Genomic DNA, 16,428 nt, shown 5'->3' on the forward strand with positions numbered 1-16,428 from the left:
CGCCGGGACGCGAGCCGTGGGTGCCGTACGGGCTTACTCGACCGTCACGCTCTTGGCGAGGTTGCGGGGGCGGTCGACGTCGCGGCCGAGGGCGACGGCGGCGTGGTAGGCGAACAGCTGGAGCGGGATCGTGAGCAGGATGGGGTCCAGCTCCACCTCGTTCCTCGGCACCACGATGCAGTCGTCGGCCGCCTCCGAGGTGCGGTGGCCGACCATGAGGATGCGGCCGTCCCTGGCCCGGATCTCGCCCAGCGTGGTGAGGTTCTTGTCCAGCAGTTCGTCGTCCGGCACGACCGCGACGGTCGGCAGCTCGGGGCTGATCAGCGCCAGCGGGCCGTGCTTGAGCTCGCTCGCGGGGTACGCCTCCGCGTGGACGTAGGAGATCTCCTTGAGCTTCTGGGCGCCCTCGCGGGCCACCGGGTAGCCGCGGACCCGGCCGACGAACATCATGCCCGGAGCGTCGGCGTACTTCTTGGCCAGCTCCCTGATCTGGTCCTCCAGGGTGAGGATCTCCTTGATCTGCTCGGGCAGCCGCCGCAGGCCGTCGCAGATCCTGCGGCCGTCGGCCGGCGACAGGTCCCGTACACGGCCGAGGTGCAGGGCGAGCAGCGCGAACGCCACGGCGGTGGAGGTGAACGCCTTGGTGGAGGCCACCGAGACCTCGGGCCCGGCGTGCAGGTAGATGCCGCCGTCGGTCTCCCGGGCGATGGCGCTGCCGACCGTGTTGACGATGCCGAGCACCCGGCCGCCCTTGCGCTTGAGCTCCTGCACGGCGGCGAGCGTGTCGTACGTCTCGCCCGACTGGCTGATGGCGACGTACAGCGTGTCGGGCTCGACGACCGGGCTGCGGTAGCGGAACTCCGAGGCCGGCTCGGCGTCGGCGGGGATGCGGGCCAGCTCCTCAATGAGCTGCGCGCCGATCTGCCCGGAGTAGTACGCGGACCCGCAGCCGATGATCTTCACGCGGCGGAAGGACCGGGTCTCGCGGGCGTCCATGTTGAGGCCGCCGAGGTGGGCGATGTGGAACCGGTCGTCGATGCGCCCGCGCAGGGTGCGGGCGACCGTGTCGGGCTGCTCGGAGATCTCCTTGAGCAGGTAGTGCTCGTAGCCGCCGTTGTCGTAGTGACCCGCGTCCCAGTCGACCGTGAACGGCTCCTTGGCGGTCTCCCGGGCGTCGCTGGTGAAGGTGTTGAACCCGTCGGCCTTGATGACCGCGAGCTCGCCGTCCTCCAGGTGGACGACCTGCCGGGTGTAGCGGATGAGCGCGGCGACGTCGGAGGCGGCGAACATCTCCTTCTCGCCGAGGCCGAGGACGATCGGGCTGCCGTTGCGGGCGACCACGATCTCGCCGGGGCGCTGCGCGTCGACGACGGCGATGCCGTACGTGCCGACCACGCTCTTCAGCGCCCGCAGCACGGCCTCCCGCAGCGAGTCGGTCTCCTTGACCATCCGCCCGACGAGGTGGGAGAGCACCTCGCTGTCGGTCTCGCTCTCGAACTTCACGCCGTCGCCCTCCAGGCGGCGGCGCAGCTCGTCGGCGTTCTCGATGATGCCGTTGTGCACGACGGCGATCCGCTGCTCCTGGTCGAGGTGCGGGTGCGCGTTCACGTCACTGGGCGCGCCGTGGGTGGCCCACCGGGTGTGCCCGATCCCGATCCCGCCCTTGAACTTCGCGGGCACCGCCGCCGCCAGGTCGGCGACCCGGCCCTTGACCTTGCGCGTCTTGAGACTCCTGGAGTTCACGACGGCGAGGCCTGCCGAGTCGTAGCCCCGGTACTCCAGCCGCTGGAGACCTTCGAGCAGGATGGGCGCCGCGTCCTTCGGCCCGACGTAAGCGACGATTCCGCACATAACCGCTCCTATCCGTAAACGATCCTCCGGAGCTGGCGCAGGGTCAGCTCCGGTGCCGCGACACGCCTCCCCGCGAGCTCGGCGGAGATCCTGGGGAAGATCTGGTCGTTGGTCAGCCCCCTCGACTTGAGTTCGCCGTGGCGGCGCCGCACGTACTCTTCCGCGGGCTCGCCGAAGTACGCCAGGACGTCGGCCACCACGCGGGCCGCCTCACCCGGGCCCAGCGAGGTGGTCCGGGTGAGGTGGCCGATCAGATCCTCGAAGGGATGCCGTGCCGTGGACACAGAGCAGGACCCTAACGCAGCGCGGATGTCGACTAACAAGTTTCCTGCCCGTTTTCGGGCAGGATAAGTGCGGAAGCGACTCCGCCGATTCGCTCGGCTCGTGGAGGAGCGGTGTCCACGAGCCGGCGGAAGACTCAGCCCACGGTGGCGGCGGCCCGCAGCGCCTTATGAACGCAGCACCTTCAGGAACGCAGCACCTTCATGAACGCGCGCATCCAGGCGGGGTGGTCGGGCCAGGCCCGCCCGGTCACCAGGTTCCCGTCGACGTGCGCCTCGCTGTCGACCCAGGTGCCGCCGCCGTTCTCGACGTCCGTGGCGCAGGCGGGGTACGCGCTGCTCTCCCGGCCCTTCAGCACCCCGGCCGCGGCCAGGATCAGCGGACCGTGACACAGCGCGGCGATCGGCTTGCCCGCGCCGGCGAAGTGCCGCACGATCTCCTGGACGTCGCGGTCGCCGCGGAGGTACTCGGGCGCGCGCCCGCCGGGGATCACCAGCGCGTCGTACTCCTCGGGGTTCACGTCGGCGAAGGCCACGTCGGCCGCCCACGCGTGGCCCGGCTTCTCGGTGTAGGTGTCGTAGCCGTCGACGAAGTCGTGCACGACGAACTGGAGTTTCTTCACCGACGGCGCCGCGATGTGCGTCTCGTAGCCCTCCTCGAGAAGCCGCTGGTACGGATACATCACCTCCAGGTCCTCGGCCGCGTCGCCCGTGATGATGAGCACTTTCGTCATGGTGGGTAACTCCTCTCGCACGTACGGTCGCGCCCCATCCTGTGCACGCCCTCTCCGGCGGGTCAACGCCTCGCGGCGGCCCTGGGCCGCGCCGGGCGCTCTCGGATCGCTCTCCGGGTGGGAACAGATGGCACCGGTACCCCCGGGGATCCGCTAGAGTTGAGCACGCGTCGCCGGGGAAACCCGAGCGATGGCTGCGGAAGTGGCTCAGTGGTAGAGCATCACCTTGCCAAGGTGAGGGTCGCGGGTTCGAATCCCGTCTTCCGCTCGGAGCCCGGACGACATCCGGGCACGGGCGATTAGCTCAGCGGGAGAGCGCTTCCCTGACACGGAAGAGGTCACTGGTTCAATCCCAGTATCGCCCACCACCCCATCCCGGCACCCATGCAGTGGTGCCTCATCGGCCGCGCGGGCCGTCATCCCACCTCACAGGTAGCCGATCCCAGGCAGCGGCATCCGTACGGCGAGACATCCGCACGGCGACTTCCCAACCGTGGCATCCACGCGGCGACGCCCGTACACAGCAGCAGGCGCGCACAGTGGCACGGGTGGCCGCGCCGGGCAGGCGGCAGGGGTGCCGTGCTTACACCGCTCATGGTTCTCACCTCGCGGAAACCGCGCTCACGGTGCGGAAATCGGTGGTGCCGACGCCGGCCGCGGCAGGCGTCGGCACCGATATATGTGAACGACCCGCGGCGCCGGACCCGATTTCCCGGCGTTCCGCACCGCCGGTGCGGCCCCCGCCATGAGCACCGGCGTCGTCGATGGGCGCACCCATCCCTCGTCGTAATCATTTTCTATCAATTACTACCATCCGGGCACAATCTAATTTCTGCAACGATCCCGCGACATGATCTCAATATTGTCTACATGGCGACATTTGTCGGTGAATCAGCCCTGCCCACGCCTGTCGTGAATCGCGACAATGACGACAGACGAGAACGAGACCGCGCCCTCCGGACGATTCTTCTCCGCGTTTGTATGAATCCGCGCGATATACGGACCTCACCAGGACGCGACGACGAGGGCCTGCGGCGCGGCCCGCCGCATCCGGGTCCGCAGCCAGAGCAACTGCACAGCCGTCTCGGGAGCGCACCGGCCGGCCAGGTCGAGGAGGTCGTCGTCCTTCAGGCCGCGGGCGACCAGTGCGACCACGCTCCAGGAGAGATCGCATTCGGTCGCGAGAAGATACAACCGGTGCAGCTCGCGCAGCAGGACCAGACCGCCGCCGTTCCCGCCGTTCCCGGCGGCGCCCGCGGGCGTCAGCCTGGGGCGCGCCGACGTCACGAGACCCACCCCCTCGGGGCCCGCCCGCTGGAGCTCCGTCCTCGTCGCGTCCAGGATGACCGGATCCGGCACCCACGGCTCCATCCGATGCTCCATCTGGCGCTCCCCCTGCTGAGGGCCCCGGTAGCGCCGCTGGTACGGCTCAAGCCGCTCCGCGTGCGCCCGGCACTGCGCGGCCAGGCGCTCGCACACGCCGCACAGGTCCGGCTCCCGGGGATGGGCGCGCCACAGCGCGTGGAACCCGCCGGACAGCTCCTGCTCCGTCCGTACCAGGAGCGCCAGGTAGTCCGCCAGGTGGACGGTCACCGATCGGCCCACCCGGGGGCGGCCTCCCCGCCGGCCGTACGCGCGGTGCCAGTGCCCATGGCCCCCACCCCTCTCCGGTGATCGCGGACGTCAGACCTCCTCGTACCGCTCGCGTACGGCGACGCCGTGCCCGAGGGGCGTGGCGGCGGAGCAGACGCCCTCCACGGGCGTGAGCTCCTCGGCGGGCTCCCCCGGCCGGGGGGCGACCCGCACCAGGCGCACCGCCGCCGCGGTGCGCAGCGGCTGCCGCGACACCGGGTCCCACGAGGTGAGCGTGAGCTCCGCCGCCGCCCGCGCCTCGGCCTCGGACCGGCCGCCGAGCCGCAGGACCACGGCTCCGGGGCGTACGCCCGACAGCCGCACGACGGCCTCCAGCGCGCCCCGGGGCGACTCGGCCCGCACGAGGTCGCCCTCCTCCACGCCGTACGCCGCGGCGTCACCCGGATGGACCTCCAGGTACGGCGGAGCGGGTGAGAGGCGCGGCGCCCGGCAGACGAGGAGAACCAGCGGATACTCGTCGTCGGCCACCTCAGGAGACGGCTCATAATCGGCGGCGTGGAGGAACGCCCGCCCCCGGGGTCCGTCGGCGCGGTACCGCTCCTCGCCGTACTCCGCGCCGGTGGCCAGGTCGGCCCCGAACGTCTGGCAGCGCCCCGGCTCGGTGGCGAACCTCCCCCCGGCGTACAGGCGCTCCGCGCCGTAGGAGCCGGCCGGCGTGCAGGGCCACTGCACGCCGCCGGCCCGCAGCCGGTCGTAGGTGATGCCGGTGTGGTCGCAGGGACGGCCCCCGGAGCACGCCTTCCACGCCTCGAACGCCGACTCGGCGTCGGTCCAGCCGACGAGCGGCAGGCCGTCGCGGTCGCGCAGGTCCATCCGCCGCGCGTAGTCGAGCAGGACGGCGAGGTCCGCCCTCGCCTCCCCGGGGGGCTCCACCGCCTTCTCGCACAGGTGCACCGTCCGGTCGGCGCCGGTGACCGTCCCGGTCTTCTCCCCCCAGGCGGCCGCGGGGAGCACGACGTCGGCGAGCAGCGCGGTCTCGGTGAGGTACGGATCCTGGACGACGACGAACAGGTCCTCGCGGGCGAGCACCCGGTCGAGCCCGGGAGTCGCGCTCACGGGGTCGGACGCGGTGATCCACAACAGCCCGACGGAGCCCTCTTCGGCGTACCCGAAGATCTGGGTCGCGTGGGTGGCCGGCCCCCAGTGCGGGATGACGGCGGGGTCGACGTTCCAGAGCGCGGCCAGTTCGCGCACGTGTCCCGGGTCGGCCCAGTTGCGCAGACCGGGCAGGTCCCCGGCCGAGCCCGTCTCCAGCGCGTCGCAGCCCGGCCCGCCGAGCTGGAACAGCCCGGCCCCGGGCCTGCCCAGCATGCCCAGCAGCAGGTGGAGGTTGTCGACCTGGCAGGCCGCGGCCGTCGCCTGGTTGGAGCCGAGAAGGGCCGGGCCGACGGTCGACACCAGCCGTTCGGCGGCGCCCAGGATCTCGGCGGCCTGCTCGATCCGCGCGACCGGCACCCCGCAGATCTCCGCCGCCCGCTTGGCCGGGTACGCCTCGACGGTGCGCCACAGACGTTCGACGCCGACGGTGTGCGCGGCGACATAGGCCGCGTCGTGCCAGCCGTTCGCGAGCAGCTCGTGCAGCAGGCCGTTGAGCAGGGCCACGTTGGTGCCGCGGCGCACGGCGAGGTGGACGTCGGCCTCCCTGGCGGCGGGCGTCCGGTCGGGATCGGCCACGATCATCGCGGGCGGCCCGGGGCCGAGCCTCCGGTCGAGCATCCGCTCCCACAGCACGGGGTGGCAGGCCGCGCAGTCGTGCCCCCACAGCGCGAGCGCGTCGCAGTGGTCCACGTCGGTGTACGAACCGGGCTGGCCGTCGGTGCCGAAGCTCGCCGCGAGGGCGGCCGCTGCCGCCGCCGCGCACCCGCGGGTGTCGCCGTCCATGTGCGGGGTGCCGATGCCCGCCTTGCCGATCACGGCGAGCGTGTAGTGCTCCTCCAGGAACAGCCGGGGGCCCGTATGGAAGGCGATCCGGCCCCAGCCGCCGGGCGCGGCGAGCAGGTGCCTCGACCGGGTGACGACGCGGTCCATCGCGACGTCCCACGTCGACTCGACGAGGCGCCCGCCCTCGCGTACGAGTGGGCGGGTCAGCCGTCCCGGGCGCGGCTGCCAGGCGGGCCACTCGCGCGGATCCAGCCTGCCGTGGTTGACCCGGTCACCGGCCCGGCCGCGTACGCCCACCACCCGCCCGCCGCGCACCGCCAGGTCGACGGCCTCCCCGTGGGAACCGGCCGCCGAGGCCGCGGGAACCCAGCACTCGACGTCGTCCTCCGCGACGCCGTCCTCCAGGAACACGTCGACCCGCACCGGCCACGGGCTGCCCAGGCGGATGACCGGGGGAAGCGCGTCGCGCATGCGTCCCGGCAGGGCCGCGGCCAGCCGTTCCACCGCGTCGGGAGGTCCGTACGGCGTGCGCCGCCCCCTGGGATCGGCGATCCGGTCCAGCACCTGGCACCTCCGCGGTGACGATGTGTGAACGACGCTCCCCGTACCCGGCGCAATGTCCTTCTGATCCCAGATTCGCCCGAACTGACCGGTTCCTTTTCGAATACTTTCCTCAGCGTGATCCGCTCAGTGATCCGTTCAGTGAGCCGCTCAGATAGCGCTCGGCCAGTTCGCAGCTGTCGCGCGTGTAGCCGGCGCCGAGCCGGGCGGCCCCGGCGGCGGCCGGGTGGGAGCCGATCCAGGCGACGAGGAGGAGGCGGCGGAACAGGATGAACGTCCAGATCTCGGCCTCGTCCTCCTCCGGGAGGTCGAGCACGGTGCGGTAGCCGCGCACCCACGACTCCGCCATGTGCGGCACCTCGGGCCGGTGCTCGATGAAGCTGACGGCGGCGGCGAGGTCGTACAGGTACCAGCCGAGGCCGCAGTCGTCGAAGTCGATGACCCTGGCCTCCGTCTCGCCGTCCACCAGCAGGTTGGCCAGGCGGAGGTCTGCGTGGATGAGCCCGTACCGGTCCGGGCCCGTGCCGTACCGCTCCAGCCTGCGGCGCAGCTCGGCCTCCAGGCGGGCGAGCACGGCGTGCGCCTCCCGGTCGACCCCCACGCCGTCCTGCCACCGGCCCCAGCGGGGCGTGGGCCCGAAGGCGGCGTCGAGGTCCCAGTGGAAGCGGGTGAAGGAGGGCGGCCTCGTCCAGCCCCGGGCGTGCCGGTGCATGCGGGCGGTCAGCGCGCCCAGCCGCCCGAACTCCTCCACCAGCCGGTCCTCGGCCGGTTCGGCGCCGGGGAGGAACTCGAACATCACGCAGTGGCGGGGCTCGGCGCCCGGGTCCTCGACCGTGACGACACGGGACCCGTCGCGGGCCGGGATCACGCGGGGCGTGACGACGCCCGCCTCCTCGCGCAGCGCCTCCAGCCAGGCGAGCTCGCTGGCGATGGCGGCCGGCGACTGGTAGCCGAGCCGGTGCACTCTCAGGATCGCCCGCGTCACGCCGTCAACACCGCCGGGAATGCCGTGAAAACCGCCGGGAATGCCGTGAAAACCGCCGGGAACACCGCCGTGCGCCCCGCTCCCCGTCCCGCCGACGTCCACGGTGAAGGTCGCGTTCTCCGACACGTTGAGCAACGTCACGGCGGCGTCGGGGGGCAGCCCGTACCGCTCCAGGGCACGGCGGGCGACCCCCTCGACGCGGATGAGGACGTCTCCGCCGCCGGACAGGTCGTGGACCTGCATGCGCACTCCTTGAGAATCATGTCGGCCGGTCGCCCCTCATCCTCCCCTGCGGTCTCCGCTCTCTTGATCCGGCCCCGTTATCCGGCCCCGTGATCCGGCCCCGTTATCCGGCCCCGTGATCCGGCCCCGTGATCCGGCCCCGTGATCTGGCAGCGTGATCCGGCCCGGTGATTTCGCGGGCCGGCCCCGGCGGGGTGGGTGCCGGGGCCGGATCGCGTCTCAGCTCAGCGGTTGGTCCACAGATGCCAGAACCAGTCGCCCTCGGAGCAGGTGTAGTGCTCCCAGTGACCGCGGTCGATCCCGCCCTGGCCCTCCGCCACGCAGCGCGCGTGGCTCGTGAACCAGGTGCGGTACACGTCGTCTCCGGCCGGGCGTCCGGCGGCGGCGTGGGCGGCCGGCGCCGTGAGAACCGCCGGGGCCGCGAACAGGGCGGCGGCGAACGCCGCGATCCCGGCGCGCTCCAGTGATCTGATCAACGGATACCTCTTCTCTGCGAAGCGTTGACGAATGCAACGCAGAGCTACCCCTCAATCACACTCCGTATGCAGAGATTTTACGTTCGGTCCCGGACGAGCCGGTCGATGTCGGGCCGGTGCGGCATCGAGGTGCTCGCGCCCTCGCGCCGGACCGACAGCGCCGCCGCCGCCGAGGCGAAGCGGAGCGCCCTCTCGGGGCCGAGTCCCTCGGTCCTGGCCACCGCGAGCGCGCCGGCGAAGGTGTCCCCCGCCGCCGTGGTGTCCACCGCCCGCACCGGCACGGCGGGCTCGTGGAGGCGGACGCCGTCGCGGGAGCCGTACAACGCGCCCCGGGCGCCGAGCGTCACGACGGCCTCGGGAACGAGTTCGAGCAGTGCCTCCAGCGCGTCGCGCGGGTCGTCCCGGCCGGTGAGGACCGCCGCCTCGTGCTCGTTCGGCACGATGACGCCGACCGCGGCCAGCAGTTCGGCGGGCAGCGGCACGGCCGGGGCGGGGGTGAGGATCACCTCCGCCCCCGTCACGGCACCGGTCACGGCGCCGGCCAGGCGCGCGGCGGCGACCACGGCCTCCATCGGGAGTTCCAGTTGCAGGAGCAGCGCGCGGGACCGCCCGATCGTCTCCGCGTCCTCCGCCGAGGGGCCGGTGAGCGCGCCGTTGGCCCCCGGCACGACGATGATCGAGTTGTCGCCGTCGTCCTGCACGACGATGTGGGCGACACCGGACGGGCCGGGGACGGTCCGCACCCCGCTCGTGTCGACGCCCGCCCCGGCGAGCGCCGCGCGCAGCCCCGGCCCGAACGCGTCGTCGCCCACCGCGCCGAGGAACGCGACGCGCCCGCCCGCCCGCGCGGCGGCGATCGCCTGGTTGGCCCCCTTGCCTCCGGGGATCGTGCGGAAGGCCCGGCCCGTGATGGTCTCCCCCGGCTTGGGAGCCTGCGTCACGTACGCGACCAAGTCCATGTTGGCGCTGCCGAACACCGAGATCACGGCCGGTCGCCCCCGGCGAGCGCGAGCGCGCGGGCACTGGCGCGGGCGAGGGCACGGGTGGCGAACGCGGTCCTCGGTCCGCCTCCGGTCGAGCACCGGACCATCAGGCCCGGCTCGACGGTCACCACACGCGGCGGCAGCGAGCCGTCCCGCAGGCGGTCGAGCAGCAGCCTCGCGGCGGCCCTGCCGCGCTCGGCCCAGCCGAGCGAGACGCTGGTCAGCGACGGCCACGCGACCGAGGCGAGCTCGGTGTCGTCCATGCCGACCACGGCGACGTCGCCGGGGACATCCCTGCCCTGCTCCCGTAGCACGTCGAGGGCGCCGAGCGCGATCAGGTCGCTGGCGCACATCAGCGCGTCGAGACCGGGAGCGCGGGCCAGCAGCGCCCGCGCGGCCCGCGCGCCGCGGTCGCGCGTGAAGTCGCCCACCTCGACCAGGCTCTCGTCGTACGGCAGGCCGAGCAGTTCCAGCGCCTCCCGGTAGGCGGCGGCGCGGGCCGCGCCGGGCGCCGTGCCGAGCGGGCCGTTGAGCAGGCCGATCCGCCGCCTGCCGAGCCCGTGCAGGTGGTCCATCGCGAGCAGGACACCGGTCCGCGAGTCGCCCCGCACGGTGTCCACCGGCGTGCCCTCCGGCACCGGGCCGACGACGACCACGGGGACCCGCGCCGTGGTGACGGCCTCGATGTGCTCCTCCCCGACGCCGCGCAGCGGGCTGATGATGAGGCCGTCCACGTAGCGCTCCCGCAGCCCGCGCAGCACGCACACCTCGTCCTCCGGGTCACCCTCGGTCGAGTGGAGCAGCAGGCGGTATCCGGCCGCCTTCAGCACGGCCTGGATCTCCCGCACCATCGCCACGTAGACGGGGTTGCCGATGTCGGACAGCGCGAAGGCGATCTGGTGGGTGCGGCGGTTGCGCAGCGAACGGGCCACCGAGTTGGGCACGTAGCCGAGTTCGTCGGCCGCGCGCATGACCCGGCGCACCGTGTCCTCTCGCGTCGGCAGCCCGTTGAGCACCCGCGACACCGAGGCGATCGACAGGCCGGCGCGTTGCGCGATCGTGGTGATCGTGGGACCCTCGGTCACGGCCACCTCACTCTGGGGAGACTCTCGTGTAGTCGTCCACGCGTCGCAGCACGCGGGAGCTGTAAACGTTTTCAGCGTGGACGGCCCTTATCAAAGCGACGGCCACCAGCAGCGTCAAGTGACCGCGACGTAAAACATCTAGATCACCAAGCCGCAACAAGCCGCGCGTTGGTTCTGCTCTTCGACCGGTTTCGCCCTAGAATCCGCCGATGTGAACGAAGGTCACGAGGACCCGCCCAAGCTCCCCACCCGGGAGCGATCCTCCCGGCCCGGGACCGGCCGCCACCGACGGCCGCTGCCGGCCGACCTGCCGGCCGACGCCCCCGCCCTGGTCCTGGCCGTGCCGGGCAGGGCCGGAGATCCGGCGGGCCAGGGTGCGGACGTGGCCGCCGAGGTCGCCTCCATCGTCCGGATCGACAACCCGCAACTCGACCTTCGCATCGTCTCGCTGGCCGACGGCGGCACCGACCTGACCAAGGAGTTCGCCGACATCGCGGCCAAGCGACCGGCCGGAGGACCGGCGGCGGTGGTGGTGCCGCTCGTCACCGGACCCCATCCCCGCGTCCGGCGCGCCGTACGGGACGCCGTGACGCAGAGCGGCGCGGCCGTGCGGATCACCGAGCCGCTCGGCCCGCATCCGCTGCTGGCCGAGGCCCTGCACGTGCGGCTGTCCGAGGCGGGCCTGGCCCGCGCCGACCGAATGCGGCTGTTCAACGTCTCCTCGCCCGTCGACGGGATCATCGTCGCGACCGCCGGGGGCGACGAGGCCGCCCGCGGGGCCGACGCGACGGCCGTCCTGCTGGCCGCCCGCCTGACGCTTCCCGTCGTCCCCGCCGCGCTGGACGGCGTGCCGACGGTGCGCGACGCCGCCGAGCGGCTCCGCAAGATCGGGGCCAACCGCCTCGCCGTGGTGCCGTACGTCATCGGTCCCGAGGCCGACCGCGAGCGGATCACGACGGCGGCCGAGGCCATCGGCGCCGGCTGCGCCGAGCCCCTCGGCGCCCACGAGTCGGTGGCCCGCATGGTCTGCGTCCGATACGGCGCCGCCTTCGGCGGTTTCGACGGCTTCGACGACCTGTCGGACTGAACTCCTCACCGAGTTCGTCCGGCGGGTGGGCTCAGGGGAGCGGGCGGCGGCCGGGGAAGCCGAGGTCGCTGCGGTGATACCAGCCGAGGGCGGTCTCCCCCTCCAGCCAGCACAGCCGTACGGACACGCCGCCGAGCACGGCGGGGAAGTCGACGAGCAGCGGGGCGACGCCCTTGATCTCGATCTCCTCGGCGTCGAACCAGCTGAGGATCTCGTCCATCCGCGCCTCCAGGCCCTTGGCCTCGGCGAGACCGCCCAGGGCGGAGGTCCCGGCCTGCCGCAGGTCGAGGGTGAGCTCCGCGAGGTCGGCGCGGACGGCGACGAACGCGCGGGCGTGCTCCAGCACCTCCGGCATCAGCGATCCGGCCTCGTCCAGCGTGAAGATCCTCGCCACGCTCCGGACGCTACCGCATCGGCCCGCCGGAAGGTCACAGGCGGCGGCGCAGCAGGCAGAACTCGTTGCCCTCGGGGTCGGCGAGCACGTGCCACTGCTCCTCGCCGGTCTGGCCCACGTCCGCCCGTACGGCGCCGAGCTTCAGCAGGCGGTCGAGCTCGTCCTCCTGGTCGCGGTCGGTGGGGTTGACGTCGATGTGCAGGCGCAGCTTGTCGCGCTTGCGCTCCGGCACGGGCGCGAAGATGAGCGTCGGCTGGAGGCCGCCGAAGCCCACGCCCGGCGGGCCGATCTCGATCCAGCCGTCCGTACGCTGGATGACCTCGAAGCCGAGCACCTCGCACCAGAAGGCGGCGAGCCGCTCGGGATCGTGACAGTCGACGACGAGCTCACTGATACGACAGGCCATGACTGCGGCTTTACCCGCGGACGGGCTCCCCATGCAGCGGGCAGTGGGCGACCTCCGGATGGAGCGCCAGCCATTCGATCCGCTGCCTGCTCTCGTCGTCCATGGGCGTGTAGACCACGATGCGGGTCTCCGGCGGCGCGGCCAGCGCCATGCTGGTGGACGCCAGGCGGATCAGGCCCACCGACGAGTGCTTGAACAGCTTCATCCGGACGCCCGGTCTGGCCACGTCGTGCATCGCCCACATTCGGGCGAACTCCGGGCTGGCCGCCGACAGCCGGGTGACGAAGCCCGTCCACGCCGGCTCTCCCACATGCCTGCCGAAGGCGGCCCGCAACATCGCGACCATCTGCGGGAGTTCCTCGTCCTTGTTCACGAGCGGGCAGCAGCAGTCCGGCATGGTGAACACCCGCCACAGGACGTTACGCTCGAGCCGTGGCCGGTCGACCACGGACGCGAAGATCGTCCCGTAGGCGGTGTTCCAGGCGAGCAGGTCGTAACGCCCGCTGTAGACGCAGGCGGGCAGCGGGTCGAGCTGGCCCAGGATCGTGTGCACCTCGGCGTCGAGGCCCTCCCCGTCGCCCGCCGGATCGGCGATCTCCGGCAGGTCCGCGAGCCGGTAGAGGTGCTCCCGCTCGGCCGCGTCCAGCCGCAGCGTACGGGCGATGGCGTCGAGCACCTGCACCGACGCGTTGATGGGGCGGCCCTGCTCCAGCCAGGTGTACCAGGTCACGCCCACGCCCGCGAGCTGGGCCACCTCCTCCCGCCGCAGGCCCGGTGTACGGCGGCGCAGGCCCGGCGGCAGGCCGACGTCCTCGGGCCGGATGCGCTCGCGCCTGCTGCGCAGGAAGGCCGCGAGCTCCTCACGCCTGGTGTTCCTGGTGCGAGTCCCCGTCGTCACCTCCCCATCTTGGCGAGTGCGTGACCGCGTTGCCAGGTGGTGTCAGTACCAGTATCGGCAGGCTCTCGTTACCGGTATCGCGACGGCCGCATCGTTGCCGCCATGACCACTGTCACCACCCGCGCGCCGGCCGCGCGGCGAACCTCGCCGGGTCTGCTGCTCACCGTCATCCTGGCGGGGCAGTTCATGGCCGTCCTCGACGCCACCATCGTCAACGTCGCCGCGCCCACGATGCGCGCCGACCTCGGGGCCACCGGCTCCGGACTGCAACTCGTCATCTCCGGCTACACCGTGGCGTACGCGATGCTGCTGATCACCGGGGCACGCCTCGGGGGGCTGTTCGGCTACCGGCGGCTGTTCCTCACCGGGCTCGTGGTGTTCACGGCCGGGTCGCTGATGTGCGGACTCGCCACCTCGGCCGGTGTGCTGATCGCCTTCCGGCTGATGCAGGGCGCGGGAGCCGCCCTGATGGTGCCCCAGGTGCTCAGCCTGATCCAGGTCACCTACGACGGCGCCGCGCGGGGGCGGGCGCTCGGCGTCTACGCCACGGTCATCTCGGCCGGCGCGGTCGTCGGTCAGGTGCTCGGCGGGCTGCTGGTGACCGCCGACCTGTTCGGCACGGCCTGGCGGCCGGTCTTCCTGGTCAACGTGCCGATCGGGCTCGCGCTGCTGGCCGTCGGCGCCCGCGCGCTGCCCGCCGTGCACGTGCGGCGTGAGCGGGGGCTCGACGTGCCCGGCCTGGTCACCCTGTCGCTCGCCGTCTGCCTGCTGGTCGTGCCGCTCGTGCTCGGGCACGAGGAGGACTGGCCGCTGTGGGGGTGGATCGCGATGGGCCTGTCGGTGCTCGCGTTCTGCGCGTTCCTGCTCGTGGAGCGGCGTGCGGCGCATCCGCTCGTCCCCGGCCGCCTGCTGCACGCCCCCGGGGTGGCCGTCGCCGCGTCGAGCATCTTCCTCGTGATGGCGGCGTACGGCGGCTGGCTGTTCGCCATGGCCCTCCACCTGCAGGGCGGCCTCGGCGACAGCGCCCTGCGGGCGGGCTGCCTGTTCGTCCCCGCGGCCGCCGCCTTCGGGCTGACCAGCCTCAACTGGAAGCGGCTGCCGGCCGGCCTGCACCGGCCGGTGATCGTCGCGTCCGCCGTCGTCACCGCCGCGGGCGAGCTGGCCCTGGCGGCGGCGCTGGCCGGCGGCGGCCACGGCGAGCCGCTGCTGGAGATCAGCTTCGTGGCCGTCGGCGCCGGCATGGCGGGCACGTTCAGCCCGCTCATGGCGGTGGCGCTGGCCCGGGTCGCGCCCGCCGACGCGGCCGACGCCAGCGGCCTGCTGGCGATGATGCTCCAGCTCGGCCAGGTCGTCGGCGTGGCCGTCTTCGGCACGCTGTTCCTCAGCCTCGCCCCGTCCGCGCACGCCGCCACGGTGACATCGCTGTGGCTGGCCGCGGTGTCGCTGGCCGCGGGCGGGTGCGCGCTTCCCCTCCTGCGCACCCGCCGGGTCAACCGATGAGCACTCGGCGAGTGCTCAGACGAGGCCGAGGGCGAGCATCGCGTCCGCCACCCTCCTGAAGCCGTCGATGTTGGCGCCGGCCACGTAGTCGCCCGGCATGCCGTACGCGTCGGCCGTCTCCAGGCAGCGGGCGTGGATGTCGCTCATGATCTCCTGGAGCCGCCGCTCGGAGAACTCGAACGTCCACGAGTCGCGGCTGGCGTTCTGCTGCATCTCCAGGGCGCTGGTGGCCACACCGCCCGCGTTGGCGGCCTTGCCGGGGCCGAAGGCCACTCCGGCCTCCTGGAACACCCGGATGCCCTCGGGCGTGGTGGGCATGTTGGCGCCCTCGCCGACCGCGACGCACCCGGCCCGCACCAGCGCCTCGGCGTCCTTGCCGGTGATCTCGTTCTGCGTGGCCGACGGCAGCGCCACCTCGCAGGGCACCTCCCACACGCCGCGCCCGGCCACGTACGTCGCCTCGGCGCCGCGGCGTTCGGCATAGGCGCTGAGGCGGCGCCGCTCGACCTCCTTGACCTGCTTCAGGAGGTCGAGGTCGATGCCCTTCTCGTCCACCACGTAGCCCGAGGAGTCGGAGCAGGCCACGACGACGCCGCCCATCTCGCGCACCTTCTCGATCGCGTACACGGCGACGTTGCCGGAGCCCGAGACGACCACGCGCCTGCCGTCGAACGACGTGCCCTTCGCCTTCAGCATCTCCTCGACGAAGAACGCGCAGCCGTAGCCGGTGGCCTCGGTGCGCACCTGCACCCCGCCGTAGCTCAGCCCCTTGCCGGTGATGACGCCGGACTCGTACCGGTTGGTGATGCGCTTGTACTGGCCGAACAGGTAGCCGATCTCCCGCCGCCCGACGCCGATGTCCCCCGCGGGCACGTCGGTGTGCTCGCCCAGGTGCCGGTACAGCTCGGTCATGAAGCTCTGGCAGAAGCGCATGATCTCCCGGTCGGAGCGGCCCTTCGGGTCGAAGTCCGCGCCGCCCTTGCCCGCACCGATCGGCAGGCCGGTCAGGCCGTTCTTGAAGATCTGCTCCACCGCGAGGAACTTGACGATGCCGAGGTAGACCGACGGGTGGAAGCGCAGCCCGCCCTTGTACGGCCCGAGCGCGCTGTTGAACTCCACCCGGAAGCCCCGGTTGATGTGCACCTCACCCTGGTCGTCCTCCCAGGGCACGCGGAAGATTATCTGCCGCTCGGGCTCGAAGATGCGCTCGATGATCTTGTGCTCGGCGTACTCCGGATGCTTGCCGAGGACGGGACCGATGCTCTCCAGCACCTCGCGTACGGCCTGGTGGAACTCGGCCTCCCCCGGGTTGCGCCGCAAGATGTTCTCGTAGACGCCCTCGAGCCTCTCGTGCAGCACTCGACCGCTCCTCGTTTGTGCCTGATTTATCCCTTCTCACTGTAACGATGT

General features: G+C 72.5%; 15 protein-coding genes and 2 tRNA genes. 4 read left to right on the forward strand and 13 right to left on the reverse strand.

Translation table 11 applies throughout. The features are described 5' to 3' along the window. Window positions 1-33: 33 nt before the first annotated feature. The 3 genes from glmS to F5972_RS04525 form a co-directional block, all read right to left on the reverse strand. Window positions 34-1,851: a glutamine--fructose-6-phosphate transaminase (isomerizing) gene (gene glmS / locus F5972_RS04515; protein ID WP_150931423.1), complete on the reverse strand. Its 1,818-nt coding sequence runs from the start codon at window positions 1,849-1,851 to the stop codon at window positions 34-36. Between the two features lie 8 nt (window positions 1,852-1,859). Beyond that, a complete protein-coding gene (locus tag F5972_RS04520) occupies window positions 1,860-2,135 on the reverse strand; it encodes a hypothetical protein (protein WP_030505148.1) in 276 nt (91 codons plus the stop codon). Between the two features lie 182 nt (window positions 2,136-2,317). After that, window positions 2,318-2,866 (reverse strand): DJ-1/PfpI family protein, encoded by a 549-nt coding sequence (locus F5972_RS04525; RefSeq protein ID WP_150931425.1) that lies wholly within the window; start codon window positions 2,864-2,866, stop codon window positions 2,318-2,320. Between the two features lie 196 nt (window positions 2,867-3,062). On the opposite strand from F5972_RS04525, the gene F5972_RS04530 reads away from it, so the two are divergent. Together F5972_RS04530 and F5972_RS04535 are read left to right on the forward strand one after the other, a co-directional pair. Beyond that, window positions 3,063-3,134 (forward strand) — tRNA-Gly (locus F5972_RS04530). Window positions 3,135-3,159: 25 nt separating this feature from the next. Beyond that, window positions 3,160-3,234 (forward strand) — tRNA-Val (locus tag F5972_RS04535). Window positions 3,235-3,871: 637 nt separating this feature from the next. On the opposite strand, the gene F5972_RS04540 is transcribed toward F5972_RS04535, so the two are convergent. The 6 genes from F5972_RS04540 to F5972_RS04565 form a co-directional block, all read right to left on the reverse strand. Then, window positions 3,872-4,471 (reverse strand): hypothetical protein, encoded by a 600-nt coding sequence (locus tag F5972_RS04540; RefSeq protein WP_150931427.1) that lies wholly within the window; start codon window positions 4,469-4,471, stop codon window positions 3,872-3,874. Between the two features lie 78 nt (window positions 4,472-4,549). After that, window positions 4,550-6,964, reverse strand: a complete 2,415-nt coding sequence (locus F5972_RS04545; protein WP_150931429.1) for a molybdopterin oxidoreductase family protein — start codon at window positions 6,962-6,964, stop codon at window positions 4,550-4,552. A gap of 109 nt (window positions 6,965-7,073) precedes the next feature. After that, the gene (locus tag F5972_RS04550; RefSeq protein ID WP_191909946.1) at window positions 7,074-8,189 is read right to left on the reverse strand and encodes a phosphotransferase enzyme family protein; all 1,116 of its coding nucleotides are present in this window, start codon (window positions 8,187-8,189) and stop codon (window positions 7,074-7,076) included. Window positions 8,190-8,413: 224 nt separating this feature from the next. After that, window positions 8,414-8,665, reverse strand: coding sequence for a hypothetical protein (locus F5972_RS04555; RefSeq protein ID WP_150931431.1), 252 nt, complete (start codon window positions 8,663-8,665; stop codon window positions 8,414-8,416). A 77-nt stretch (window positions 8,666-8,742) separates the two neighbouring features. Further along, window positions 8,743-9,651 carry a ribokinase gene (locus F5972_RS04560; RefSeq protein ID WP_150931433.1) on the reverse strand — a complete coding sequence of 303 codons (909 nt, stop codon included), beginning with the start codon at window positions 9,649-9,651 and terminating at the stop codon, window positions 8,743-8,745. After that, window positions 9,648-10,733 carry a LacI family DNA-binding transcriptional regulator gene (locus F5972_RS04565; protein WP_150931435.1) on the reverse strand — a complete coding sequence of 362 codons (1,086 nt, stop codon included), beginning with the start codon at window positions 10,731-10,733 and terminating at the stop codon, window positions 9,648-9,650. The genes F5972_RS04560 and F5972_RS04565 overlap by 4 nt, the downstream gene beginning before the upstream one ends. A 211-nt stretch (window positions 10,734-10,944) precedes the next feature. Here F5972_RS04565 and F5972_RS04570 point away from each other — a divergent pair, with 211 nt between their 5' ends. Further along, complete coding sequence (locus F5972_RS04570) at window positions 10,945-11,820, forward strand: sirohydrochlorin chelatase (protein WP_150931437.1); 876 nt, start codon at window positions 10,945-10,947, stop codon at window positions 11,818-11,820. A gap of 31 nt (window positions 11,821-11,851) precedes the next feature. On the opposite strand, the gene F5972_RS04575 is transcribed toward F5972_RS04570, so the two are convergent. The 3 genes from F5972_RS04575 to F5972_RS04585 are packed head-to-tail and all read right to left on the reverse strand — an operon-like array spanning window position 11,852 to window position 13,518. Next, on the reverse strand, window positions 11,852-12,214 hold the full coding sequence (locus F5972_RS04575) for a DUF2203 domain-containing protein (protein ID WP_150931438.1): 363 nt from the start codon (window positions 12,212-12,214) through the stop codon (window positions 11,852-11,854). A 34-nt stretch (window positions 12,215-12,248) separates the two neighbouring features. Next, window positions 12,249-12,620: a VOC family protein gene (locus F5972_RS04580; RefSeq protein WP_150931440.1), complete on the reverse strand. Its 372-nt coding sequence runs from the start codon at window positions 12,618-12,620 to the stop codon at window positions 12,249-12,251. 10 nt (window positions 12,621-12,630) lie between these two features. Beyond that, the gene (locus tag F5972_RS04585; protein WP_150931442.1) at window positions 12,631-13,518 is read right to left on the reverse strand and encodes a helix-turn-helix transcriptional regulator; all 888 of its coding nucleotides are present in this window, start codon (window positions 13,516-13,518) and stop codon (window positions 12,631-12,633) included. A gap of 102 nt (window positions 13,519-13,620) precedes the next feature. Between F5972_RS04585 and F5972_RS04590 the strand changes: the two genes are divergently transcribed. After that, window positions 13,621-15,018 carry an MFS transporter gene (locus F5972_RS04590; RefSeq protein ID WP_191909947.1) on the forward strand — a complete coding sequence of 466 codons (1,398 nt, stop codon included), beginning with the start codon at window positions 13,621-13,623 and terminating at the stop codon, window positions 15,016-15,018. A 15-nt stretch (window positions 15,019-15,033) separates the two neighbouring features. On the opposite strand, the gene gdhA is transcribed toward F5972_RS04590, so the two are convergent. After that, a complete protein-coding gene (gene gdhA, locus F5972_RS04595) occupies window positions 15,034-16,377 on the reverse strand; it encodes an NADP-specific glutamate dehydrogenase (RefSeq protein ID WP_150931446.1) in 1,344 nt (447 codons plus the stop codon). Window positions 16,378-16,428 lie beyond the last annotated feature (51 nt).

The sequence above is a fragment of the Microbispora cellulosiformans genome, from assembly GCF_008728085.1.
Classification (GTDB): domain Bacteria; phylum Actinomycetota; class Actinomycetes; order Streptosporangiales; family Streptosporangiaceae; genus Microbispora; species Microbispora amethystogenes.

Bases quoted from the DNA above. Each gene is read 5' to 3' on its own strand.
- glmS (WP_150931423.1), bottom strand. From the start codon at position 1,851: ATGTGCGGAATCGTCGCTTACGTCGGGCCGAAGGACGCGGCGCCCATC.
- F5972_RS04525 (WP_150931425.1), bottom strand. From the start codon at position 2,866: ATGACGAAAGTGCTCATCATCACGGGCGACGCGGCCGAGGACCTGGAG.
- F5972_RS04550 (WP_191909946.1), bottom strand. From the start codon at position 8,189: ATGCAGGTCCACGACCTGTCCGGCGGCGGAGACGTCCTCATCCGCGTC.
- F5972_RS04580 (WP_150931440.1), bottom strand. From the start codon at position 12,620: ATGGCCTGTCGTATCAGTGAGCTCGTCGTCGACTGTCACGATCCCGAG.
- F5972_RS04590 (WP_191909947.1), top strand. From the start codon at position 13,621: ATGACCACTGTCACCACCCGCGCGCCGGCCGCGCGGCGAACCTCGCCG.